This is a genomic window from Streptomyces sp. NPDC060198, assembly GCF_042728415.1.
In the GTDB taxonomy this organism is placed as follows: domain Bacteria; phylum Actinomycetota; class Actinomycetes; order Streptomycetales; family Streptomycetaceae; genus Streptomyces.
The window spans coordinates 1-10,513 of record NZ_JBHWZJ010000251.1; the positions used below are offsets into that span (position 1 = coordinate 1).

The 10,513-nt window shown below is 71.3% G+C and carries 8 protein-coding genes; 2 read left to right on the forward strand and 6 right to left on the reverse strand.

The annotated features are described in order from the left end of the window. Positions 1–71: 71 nt before the first annotated feature. A complete protein-coding gene (locus tag ACFWEP_RS24995) occupies positions 72–1,043 on the reverse strand; it encodes a tetratricopeptide repeat protein (protein WP_387373054.1) in 972 nt (323 codons plus the stop codon). Between the two features lie 361 nt (positions 1,044–1,404). Here ACFWEP_RS24995 and ACFWEP_RS25000 point away from each other — a divergent pair, with 361 nt between their 5' ends. Then, a complete protein-coding gene (locus ACFWEP_RS25000; RefSeq protein WP_387373056.1) occupies positions 1,405–2,028 on the forward strand; it encodes a TetR/AcrR family transcriptional regulator in 624 nt (207 codons plus the stop codon). Positions 2,029–2,055: 27 nt separating this feature from the next. Here the strand turns inward: ACFWEP_RS25000 and ACFWEP_RS25005 are convergent, their stop codons facing one another. The 3 genes from ACFWEP_RS25005 to ACFWEP_RS25015 all read right to left on the reverse strand — a co-directional run bounded on the left by ACFWEP_RS25005 (position 2,056) and on the right by ACFWEP_RS25015 (position 5,174). Further along, positions 2,056–3,756, reverse strand: coding sequence for a methylmalonyl-CoA mutase (locus ACFWEP_RS25005; RefSeq protein WP_387373058.1), 1,701 nt, complete (start codon positions 3,754–3,756; stop codon positions 2,056–2,058). A gap of 115 nt (positions 3,757–3,871) precedes the next feature. Continuing rightward, positions 3,872–4,237 (reverse strand): DUF3817 domain-containing protein, encoded by a 366-nt coding sequence (locus ACFWEP_RS25010; RefSeq protein ID WP_387373060.1) that lies wholly within the window; start codon positions 4,235–4,237, stop codon positions 3,872–3,874. Between the two features lie 427 nt (positions 4,238–4,664). After that, positions 4,665–5,174 carry a MarR family winged helix-turn-helix transcriptional regulator gene (locus tag ACFWEP_RS25015; protein WP_387373061.1) on the reverse strand — a complete coding sequence of 170 codons (510 nt, stop codon included), beginning with the start codon at positions 5,172–5,174 and terminating at the stop codon, positions 4,665–4,667. Between the two features lie 296 nt (positions 5,175–5,470). Here ACFWEP_RS25015 and ACFWEP_RS25020 point away from each other — a divergent pair, with 296 nt between their 5' ends. Beyond that, entirely contained in the window at positions 5,471–6,499 is a 1,029-nt protein-coding gene (locus ACFWEP_RS25020) for a glycoside hydrolase family 6 protein (protein WP_387373063.1), read from the forward strand. A 62-nt stretch (positions 6,500–6,561) separates the two neighbouring features. Here the strand turns inward: ACFWEP_RS25020 and ACFWEP_RS25025 are convergent, their stop codons facing one another. Both ACFWEP_RS25025 and ACFWEP_RS25030 read right to left on the reverse strand, forming a co-directional pair. Further along, the gene (locus ACFWEP_RS25025; RefSeq protein WP_387373065.1) at positions 6,562–8,520 is read right to left on the reverse strand and encodes a galactose oxidase-like domain-containing protein; all 1,959 of its coding nucleotides are present in this window, start codon (positions 8,518–8,520) and stop codon (positions 6,562–6,564) included. 3 nt (positions 8,521–8,523) lie between these two features. Further along, positions 8,524–10,365, reverse strand: a complete 1,842-nt coding sequence (locus ACFWEP_RS25030) for a glycosyltransferase family 2 protein (RefSeq protein WP_387373066.1) — start codon at positions 10,363–10,365, stop codon at positions 8,524–8,526. Positions 10,366–10,513 lie beyond the last annotated feature (148 nt).

Sequence of the window (10,513 nt, forward strand, 5' to 3'; positions counted from 1 at the left end):
GTGGGCGTCACGGCCGTCTTGTCACATAGGAACAAGTCACGTCTCAATGAGTCGAACCGGACCGGAGCGCATCAGAACAGCACGCGCGCCAACGCCGTACGGGCCGCGGCGACCCGGGGGTCGTCCGGACCGATGACCTCGAAAAGCTCCAGCAGCCGCACCCGAGCCGCGTCGCGGTCGTCGCCGAACGTGCGGCGGACCGTCTCCACGAGGCGCCCGAACGCGTCCTCGACATGACCCCCGACGAGGTCGAGGTCCGCACCGTCGATCTGGGCGGCGACATCGGCAGGGTTCGCGGCGGCCTTCTCCCGCACCTCCTGCGGGTTCATCTTCTGCACCCGGGCCAGGAGTTCGGCCTGCGCGAGACCCAACTTGGCTTCCGGGTTGCCCGGGTCGTCGGAGAGGACGTTGCGGTACGCCTGCACCGCACCCGGGAAGTCGTTGGCGTCCAGGGCCACCGAGGCGGCCTCCAGCAACGCGTCGTACGGGCCGGCCGGGACCTCGGCGGGGACCGCGTCGGGGCCCTCGGCGTCCGGGTCGACGGCGATCCCGGTGAGGCCGAAGCGCTCCTCGCCGACCTGGATCAGCTGGTCCAGGGTCTCGCGGATCTGGGCCTCGGGCGCGGCTCCCTGGAAGAGCGGGAGGGCCTGGCCCGCGACGACGGCGAAGACCGCCGGGATGCCCTGGATGCCGAACTGCTGCATCAGCATCTGGTTGGCGTCGACGTCGACCTTGGCGAGCAGGAAGCGGCCGTTGTAGGCGACGGCCAGCCGCTCCAGCAGGGGGCCCAGCTGCTTGCAGGGCTCGCACCACTCGGCCCAGAAGTCGATGACGACGGGTACTTCGGCGGAGCGCTGGAGGACATCGCGCTCGAAGGAGGCTTCGTCGACGTCGATCACCAGGGCGGACGGCGCGACGGCGCCGGTGCCCCCCTTGCGGGCGGCCTCGGCACGGGCCTGCTCCGCCTTGGCCTTGGCCTCTCCGGCCGCCTTGACAGCGGCGAGGTCGACGACGCCGCTCATGGACATGTTCCTAGGCTGCATGCGTACATCCTCCCCCCTGTGCCCGCCGTTCCGGAAAGCGATCGGTCAACCGGGTCCTGCCGCCGCCCCGGCCGGTGTGCGGGGCGGACGGACGGACACGGCTCGGGAGGTACGAACCTCCCGGTCGCGGTGCCGGATTCCTGCCCCCGGCACCGCCAGGTCGGCACCGGATCCCCATCCGGCGCCCCCACGTGGCTGTCGCTCGTTCGTGGCGCGGGCCAACGGGCCGATGCCCGGAGGTCCTTACGCTACGACCCGTAGCGTAACTGGCGAGTAGCCTCTCTGAACAGGACACCTCGGTGATCTGTCTCACCCGCATCCGGAGCGGGCCGCCGTACCTACTCGCGGGTAAGGTCGCTCCATGCCGAGCAGCAACGACCTCCCGTCCAACCGCCCCGGCCGCCCCCGCAGTGTCGGTGCCGACACCGCGATCCTGGAGGCGACCCGGGCGTCGCTGGTCGAGCTCGGCTGGTCGAAGCTGACGATGGGGGACGTGGCGGCGCGCGCCGGGGTCGCCAAGACGACGCTCTACCGCCGGTGGGCCGGCAAGAACGAGCTGGTCGTGGACGCCGTCGCCGTGCTCTTCGACGAACTCGAACTCCCCGACCTCGGCAGCCTCGCCGCCGACGTGCAGGGTGTGGTGCTCCAGTTCGCGGAACTGCTGGAGCGCCCGGAGACCCGGACCGCGCTGATGGCGGTGGTCGCCGAATCGACGCGCGACGCGGCCCTGCGCACCCGCATACAGGACTCGATCGTCAACCGCCAGAAGCGGCTGGTGGTCCAGGGCCGTCGGCGGGCCCAGGAGCGCGGCGAGCTGCCGCCCGAACCGGACGGCCGGACGGCCTCGCTGGCGGCCGATCTGATCTTCGACGTGATCGCGGGCGCGGTGGTGCACCGGACGCTGGTCAGCGCCGAGCCCGTCGATGCCGACTGGGCCCGGCGCTTCACCTCGCTGCTGCTCTCCGGCCTGGGCGCGGTGGCGTAGGAAGCCCGGCAGCACCCGCGCGCCGCCTCAGAACCCCGGCGGTTCCGTGTAGACGCCCCACTCCTCGCGCAGCACACCGCAGATCTCGCCGAGAGTCGCCTCGGCGCGGACCGCCTCCAGCATCGGCGGCACCATGTTCGATCCGTCCCGGGCGGCGGTGAGCATCGCGTCCAGCGAACCGCGCACCCTCGCCTCGTCGCGGGCCGCCCGGCGGGCGCCGAGGGCGCGCACCTGCTCGCGCTCGACCTCGTGGCTCACCCGCAGGATCTCCAGGTCGCCGGTGACCGAGCCGTGGTGGACGTTGACACCGACGACCCGCTTCTCGCCCTTCTCCAGGGAGCGCTGGTAGGTGAACGCGGAGTCGGCGATCTCCCCGGTGAACCAGCCGTCCTCGATGCCGCGCAGGATGCCCGAGGTGATCGGGCCGATGGGGTGGCGGCCGTCCGGATGGGCGCGGGTGCCGCGCTCCCTGATCCGCTCGAAGATCTTCTCGGCGTCCGCCTCGATCCGGTCGGTGAGCTGCTCGACGTACCAGGACCCGCCGAGCGGGTCGGCCACGTTGGCGACGCCGGTCTCCTCCATCAGCACCTGCTGGGTGCGCAGCGCGATCTCGGCGGCCTGCTCGGAGGGGAGGGCGAGGGTCTCGTCGAGGGCGTTGGTGTGCAGCGAGCTGGTGCCGCCGAGGACGGCGGAGAGCGCCTCGACCGCGGTGCGCACGACGTTGTTGTACGGCTGCTGGGCGGTGAGGGAGACCCCGGCGGTCTGGGTGTGGAAGCGGAGCCACTGGGCCTTGTCGGTCCTCGCGCCGTACGTCTCCTTCATCCAGCGGGCCCAGATCCGGCGGGCGGCACGGAATTTGGCGATCTCCTCGAAGAAGTCGAGGTGGGCGTCGAAGAAGAAGGAGAGGCCGGGCGCGAAGGTGTCCACGTCGAGCCCCCGGGAGAGGCCCAGCTCCACGTAACCGAAGCCGTCGGCGAGGGTGTAGGCGAGCTCCTGCGCGGCCGTGGATCCGGCCTCTCGGATGTGGTAGCCCGAGACGGAGAGCGGTTTGTACGCGGGGATGGCGCGGGCGCAGTGCTCCATCAGGTCGCCGATGAGCCGCAGATGGGGTTCGGGCTGGAAGAGCCACTCCTTCTGGGCGATGTACTCCTTGAAGATGTCGGTCTGGAGGGTGCCGTTGAGCACGGCGGGATCGACGCCCTGGCGTTCGGCGGCGACGAGGTACATGCAGAAGACCGGGACGGCGGGTCCGCTGATCGTCATGGAGGTGGTCACCTCGCCGAGGGGGATGTCCCGGAAGAGGACCTCCATGTCGGCTGCGGAGTCGATGGCGACCCCGCAGTGGCCGACCTCGCCGAGCGAACGGGGTTCGTCGGAGTCCCGGCCCATCAGGGTCGGCATGTCGAAGGCGACACTGAGCCCTCCGCCGCCCGCGGCGAGGATCATCTTGTACCGCTCGTTGGTCTGCTCGGCGTTGCCGAAGCCGGCGAACTGGCGGATGGTCCAGGTGCGGCCCCGGTAGCCGGTCGGGTGGAGTCCCCGGGTGAACGGGTACTCGCCGGGCCATCCGATCCGCTCGAACCCCTCGTACGTGTCGCCGGGGCGGGGCCCGTACACCGGGTCCACCGGGTCCCCGGACAGGGTGGTGAAGTCCGCGTCGCGTGTGCGGGCCTGGTCGTAACGGGCCTGCCAGCGTCGGCGGCCCTCCTCGATCGCGTCAGCGTCCATACTGTCGAATTTACTAGGACGTCCTACTATCTGTCGATGACAAACCGCCCGGCACGCGGACGGAGTCCGGTACGGGGCGGTTCGGGTCGTGCGGACGGGCCGGGCCCGTCGGGCGTCAGCCGTTCTTGACGGGGCTGCCCTGCTCGGACCGGTTCGCGGCGGCGGCCGGCGCGGCGCCCGCGATCAGCGGCTCGACCTCGCGGACGACCGTGCGCTCCACGAAGAACGCGGCGGTCGGGATGGTGCCGGCGATGAGCACCCAGAGGAGCTTGCCGACCGGCCACTTCGCCTTGGACCCGAGGTCGAAGGCGAAGAGCAGATAGATGATGTAGAGCACGCCGTGGATCTGGGAGACGACGAGCGTCAGGCCCTCGCCCTTGTCGAATCCGTACTTGAAGACCATGCAGAGGCAGAGGATCAACAACATGACGGCGGTGACGTAGGCCATCACCCGATAGCGGGTCAGCACGCTGCGTTTCATGACATCGAGACTAGCCGGAGCCGTGGGGCGATCTTGCAGCGGGCACACCCCCGCACGAGCGGCGCGCGAGTGGCCCGCGCGTGCCCGCCGGCCGTGTCCGGCAATTCACGTCGGATCAGCGGGCGGCGTCCGGTGCGGTGCATCGCAAGGCGGCGGACCGCCCATGTACGAGATGCACACGGGCGGTCCGACAACGCCGCGAGATGCCGTGCCGGACACCGCCCGCCCGGCGGGAATTGCCGGAGGCGGCCTCAAGCGTCGTGCGTGCCGGGCGTCGCAGGACGGGCGGGACTGTCGGGCGGCGTCCGGTGCGTGCGATCGCACGGCGGAGGGCCGCCCCGATACCGGATGTACCGGGGTGATCCCGACAACGCGGCGAGCGGGCGTGCCGGGCGTCGCAGGACGGGCGGGACTTTCGCAACGCGCTTTAGGCGTCCTCGAAGTCCTGGGCAGCGACCCGCAACGGCCGGAGCATCGCGAAGATCTCCGCGCACTCCTCGGCGTCGTACACGCCCAGCCCGAAGTCCATCGCCATCAGTTCCTCGGTGGCCGCCTCGACCACCTCGCGGCCCTTCTCGGTGATGGAGGCGAGGGTGCCGCGCCCGTCGTTGGGGTTGGGGCGCTTGTCGACCAGGCCGGACCGCACCAGCCGGTCGACGGTGTTGGTGACCGAGGTCGGGTGCACCATCAGGCGCTCGCCGATCTTCGACATCGAGAGCTCGCCCTGCTTGGAGAAGGTGAGCAGTACCAGCGCCTCGTACCGGGCGAACGTCAGCCCGTACGGTTTCACCACCGCGTCGACCTCCGCGAGGAGGATCTGCTGGGCCCTCATGATCGAGGTGATCGCCTGCATGGAGGGCACGGGGCCCCACCGCCGCCGCCAGAGCTCGTCGGCGCGGGCGATGGGATCGAAGGGGAGGCTGAGCGGCTTCGGCACGGCTCCGACCTTACCCACTGGTCACATGGCCGCGAGCGCCGTCTCGGAGTTCGGTACCGAATGCGCGTACGGGAGGGCCCGGCCGGCCGTGAGCGCCCGAACGGGGGCGGTTCGCCCGGCACGCGGTTGACGCTCCGGGACGGCCGGTGTCGCAGCACCACGCCCCGTGACCGATATGTCACGATCGACGGCATCTCTGTATCTCGCGGGCCGCCGCCCGGGCATGCCCGCACGGGTGTCCCGCGTCGCGCCCGTTCCCCGTAAGCCACCGTGTAGAGCCACCGTCAGGGGACTGGATGTCCGGCCGCAGGATCTTGCCCGCAGTCTCCGCCGCCGTGGCCGTCTCGGCCGCCCTCGCGGTGGGCTGCTCGTCCCCGCCGGGGACACCGTCCGGGAGCGCGGAGGTCCCCGCCGCGAGGGCGGACGCCTACCGGGGCGGGTCCGCGTCCTCCCCCTTCTGGGTGGACCCGGAAAGCGACGCCGCCCGTCAGGTCAGCGCCTGGAAGGAGGCGGGGCGCCTCGCGGACGCGAAACTGCTGGAGCGGATCTCCACCCACCCGGTGGCCGACTGGCCCGCCGGCGACGATCCGGAGGAGGACATCCGCGCCGCCGTGCGGGGCGCCTCGGCCTCGCGGCAGAGCGTGTTGTTCGTCGCGTACAACATCCCGCACCGCGACTGCGGGGCCTACTCGGCCGGCGGGGCCTCGGACCCGGACGCGTACCGGAGCTGGATCGAGCGGTTCGCCGCGGCGATCGGGGACGCCCCGGCGACGGTGGTCCTGGAGCCCGACGCCGTCGCGCACGTCGTGGACGGCTGCACCCCGCCCGAGAAGCACGCCGAGCGGCTCGATCTGCTCGCCGCGGCGGTGGACACCCTCAAGGCCCGCCCGGAGACCGAGGTCTATCTGGACGCCGGCAACCCGGAGTGGCTCGCCGACCCGGGCAAGCTGGTCGAACCGCTCCGCAGGGCGGGCATCGACCGGGCGGACGGCTTCTCGCTCAACGTCGCCAACTTCCAGACGAACGACACGGTGAAGCGGTACGGGGCGCGGCTCTCCACCCTCCTCGGCGGCGCGCACTACGTGATCGACAGCAGCCGCAACGGCCGCGGCCCTCTCTCCGGGGGCCGGTCGGAAGCCTGGTGCAATCCGCCGGGGCGGGCCCTGGGCACTCCCCCGACCACCGACACCGGGGAGGAGCGGCTGGACGCGTACCTCTGGATCAAGCGTCCGGGCGACTCCGACGGTCCCTGCCGGGGCGGCCCGGCGGCCGGCGCCTGGTGGCCGGGGTACGCGCTCGGCCTGGCCCGGGCCGCGGGGTCCTGAACACACGCCGTCTCCCGCACGGCCGGAACCCGTACGGGAGACGGCGGCCCCGAAGGGCTCCCTCAGCCGACCTTGACCCACTTCGCCACCGACGAGATGCCGTCGGTGTCCGTGACGAAGAGCATGTACCAGCCGGGCGGCACCAGGGTGCTGTCCCCGGGCACCGTCACGGTGATCCTGCCCTCGCTCTTGCGCGGCTCCAGCGCGATCGACCGCTGCTCGACGTCGGTGGTGTGGGTGACGGCGCTCGGCCGCATCAGCCGGGCCGTCGCGATGCGGCCGCCGCCGGTCACCGCGTACGAGACGGTGTCACCACGCTCCACTTCCCCGGGCCCGGCGCCGATCACCGGCCGGTCGCCGCCCGCGCGGTGGAGCACGGCCGGGGTGAAGACCTCCATCCGCTGCTCGAACGTGCCCAGCTTGGTGTTGGCCTTGTCGCCGTAGAGCGAGTCCGAACCGAAGGTCGCCACCCGCCCGTCGGGCAGCAGGAGTGCCTCCGAGTGGTAGTTCCGGCCGATGGTGGGGGCCGCCGCCTCGGTGAACTCGCCGGTCTTCGGGTCGTAGGTCTGCGCCTTGAGGATGTTGCTGTCGCCGCGTCCCCGGTAGTCGCTCGATCCGCCGGTGGTGAAGACGGTGTCGTCCGGCATGATCACGCTGTTGAGGTAGCGCGTGCCCTGCGGCAGGTCGGGGCCCGCCCGGAAGACGGGGTTCTTCGCCTTGAGGTCCACGATCGCGGTGCGGGCGGTCGACACCTTCGACTCCCCCACACCGCCGCCGCCGAGGATCATCACCTTCTGGTCCTGCACCGGGGGCAGCATCAGGGAGGAGGCGGTCTCCGTGGCATCGAAGTCCCTCAGCCCGCCGACCGCCTTGAAGGTGTTCTTGCGCAGGTCCCAGAGCCCGGCGGCGCGTCCTTTGTCCGCCGGGCCGTAACCGGCGTTGGCTCCCGGGTAGAAGAGCCTGCCGCCCTTGGTGAGGAAGAGGGCGGGGTAGGTCGGGAAGTAGCGGAACGGCCCCTTGGACCACTTCTTGGTCGTCCGGTCGTAGATCTCGGTGTCCCCGGAGATGATCTCGCCGACGTCGTCGAGCCCCGAGACAGCGAGCACCCGTCCGTCGCCGAGCCCGACGAGGGTCGGGTACCAGCGGGCCTCCTTCATCGGGTCGACCTTGATGTACTTCTCGGCGAGCGCGTCGAACTCGTAGGCCGCGCGGATGCCCTGGAAGTCCTGCTTCTGCGTGGTGATCTTCTCGGCCAGGCCGTAGGAGTTGTCGGCGTCCGTGCCGGTGAGCCCCTCGATCTCGTACTGGGCGGAGTCGGTGGTCGCCGAGTCCGGGCCCGTCTCCACCGCCTCGACGAAGACCCGTTCCTCGCCGGCGGTCACCTTGCTCTTCCACGGCTTCATCCCGCCGTCGGCGTAGTAGCTGACGGCGAAGCCGCGCTTGGCGGCCCGGGGCACGGTCACGTCGAAAAGGGAGCGGTACTCGACGCCCGAGGGTGAGCGGAAGACCGTGCCCTTCTTCAGGAACAACGCCTTGTCCGGGTTCTCGTTCTTCACCCGCATCCCACCCCCGGCCCGGGACACCTCGCCGTCGAGCACCTCGTAGCGGGCGGTGCCACCGGCCACCAGCAGCCGGCCGTCGGGGAGCGCCGCGTGGCCGCCGCAGAAGAAGTCCACCGGGGTGTCGACCTTCTCGAAGGTGTCGGCCACCGGGTCCCACAGGACCGTGTCGAAGGTCCCCGCGTCGAAGTGCCGCTGGTTGTTGCCGGAGCCCGCGACGATCAGCACCTTGCCGGTGTGGAGCAGCGCCGCGTGGATGGCGTTGGTCCGGTACCTCTCGGGGATGTCCACCCGCTGCCAGGAGCCGTAGCGCGCCTGGTAGCCGGGCTGGGCGATCTTGTACGCGTGGTACTGGTCCTGGGCGAACGAGAGCGCCGCGGGTGCGTTGAGCCCCGCGAGCACGACGACGGCCCCGCTGCCGAGGACCGCCCTCCTGATCCGTCTGGTGGGCCGGTGGGGCATGGGTCAGTTCCCTCCTGCGGTGCTGCGTACGGGTTCGGCGAGGGCGGCGGCGGTCGTCGGCGCGCTCGTCGTCGTGGTCGTCGTGGTGGTGATGAAGGTCGCCTCGGCGGTCAGCGGGTGCGGGGCCGGGTGCGGGACCGTCCGGCGGGCACTCCGGCGGGGCCGTGCCGGGTGTGCCGCCCGCCAGTCGGTGTACGCCCACACGGCGACCGGGGAGAGTGCGACGGCCACGGCCAGCACGGCCCAGGTGCGCATCGCCGCGTGCGTGTGGTGCAGGGGTACGGAAGCGGCGAGCGAGACCAGCAGCACGGCGGCCCAGAAGAGGTGGACGCGGAAGGTGAGGAGGCGGTCGGGGCTGGTGGCGCCGCCCTTGGGCGTGACGACGAAGCGACCGCTGGTCCGCAGCACGGCGGCGCCGAGCGACTTCAGGTAGATCGGCGCGCAGAGGGCGGACATCGCCATGCCGGCGATGCCGCCGGAGCCCTCCGGTTCGTGCGGCGAGACGTTGTGCCGCCGGTTCCAGAGGTAGAGCCCGATCTGGAGGGCCGCCGCGTCGCTGTAGAGCATCAGCCAGAGGGAGGCTGACACCTCGGTGCCGGAGGCGCCGAGCCAGAGGAAGAGCACGCAGCTGAACACCCCGAGCAGCCAGTTGACGGCGGTCATCGGGTAGTAGACGAGCATCAGGGTGTAGTTGAGGAGCCGGCCCGGCGGCAGCCGGAAAAGCCCCTTGGCGTACTGCCGCAGCAGCGTCTCGTACGTCCCGCGCGACCAGCGCAGCTGCTGGGTGAAGAAGTCGGTCCAGGAGGACGGGCCCTCACCGACGGCCAGCACGTCCGGCGTGTAGACGGACCGCCAGGGGCGGCCGGTGAGCGGGTTGCGGCGGCGGTGGATCTCGAAGCCCGTCGCCATGTCCTCGGTGATCGAGTCGTACAGTCCGCCGGCCTGGCGCAGTGCGGCGATGCGGACGACGTTGTTGGTGCCGACGAACATGGGCGCCCCGTAGCGGTTGCCGGCGCGCTGGATCAGGGCGTGGAAGAGGAACTGCTGCGACTCGGCGGCCCTGGTGACGGCCGCGTCGTAGTTGCCGTAGACCTGCGGGCCGACGACGAAGGCGGTGTCGGGGTCGCGGAACCAGCCCAGCATGCGCTCCAGGAAGTCGGGCAGCGGCACGTGGTCGGTGTCGACGGAGGCGAAGAACTCGTAGGCGTCGCCGTGCGCGTCGAGCCAGGCGTTGTAGTTGCCGTGCTTCGTCTTCGCCCGGTGGGTCCCCTTCGGCCGGTTCCACTCGGGGACGCCGCGCCGGGTGAAGTGGTGGACGCCGAGTTCCGCGCAGAGCGCCCGGGCGGCCGGGTCGTCGCCCTCGTCGAGCAGCCAGACGTCCAGCGGTCCGTCGTGCCGGAGCCGTACGGCGGCCCGGAGGGTGGCGCGGAGCATGGAGAGGGGTTCCTTGCCCGGTACGTACGTGGTGACGAAGGCGACCTTGGTGCCGGGTTCGGGGACGACGGGCACCGGGTCCCTGGCGACCATCGTGGCGTGCGCGACGGAGACGACGTTGACGAGCATGAAGAGTTCGATCAGCGCGATGGAGACGAGCATCGCGGTGTCGGCGGCGACGAGCCAGTGCTCGCCGTTCTCGCGCCGGGTCCAGTGCGTCGGCCAGACGAGATAGAGCAGGAGCAGCCCCGTGAGCACCGGGGCGAGGGTCATGAGGAGCACGGCGCGGGTGCGCCGCTTCTCCGCCGCGAGGAGGCTCCGGTACCGGACCCGGTACGCCGGTCCTTCCGGTTCCGTGAGCGGACCCGCGAGCCGGGAGTGGGAGTCGTAGTCGTAGACCTCCGACCGCACCGTGCCTCCTATGTCGAACCGGTTTGTCTCACCACATAAGTGGATCTTTCGCAACGGGGCGACTCGACAGGGCCGAGTGAGGGGTTCGAGAGCGCGCGGCGCGGCGTGTCCCGGGCGCGTCGCACCCGGAACGCGAGGAGCCCCCCGC

Excerpts from the sequence above, each read along its gene's own strand:
- ACFWEP_RS25010 (WP_387373060.1), bottom strand. The coding sequence starts at position 4,237 with ATGAAACGCAGCGTGCTGACCCGCTATCGGGTGATGGCCTACGTCACC.
- ACFWEP_RS25005 (WP_387373058.1), bottom strand. The coding sequence starts at position 3,756 with ATGGACGCTGACGCGATCGAGGAGGGCCGCCGACGCTGGCAGGCCCGT.
- ACFWEP_RS25025 (WP_387373065.1), bottom strand. The coding sequence starts at position 8,520 with ATGCCCCACCGGCCCACCAGACGGATCAGGAGGGCGGTCCTCGGCAGC.
- ACFWEP_RS24995 (WP_387373054.1), bottom strand. The coding sequence starts at position 1,043 with ATGCAGCCTAGGAACATGTCCATGAGCGGCGTCGTCGACCTCGCCGCT.
- ACFWEP_RS25000 (WP_387373056.1), top strand. The coding sequence starts at position 1,405 with ATGCCGAGCAGCAACGACCTCCCGTCCAACCGCCCCGGCCGCCCCCGC.
- ACFWEP_RS25020 (WP_387373063.1), top strand. The coding sequence starts at position 5,471 with ATGTCCGGCCGCAGGATCTTGCCCGCAGTCTCCGCCGCCGTGGCCGTC.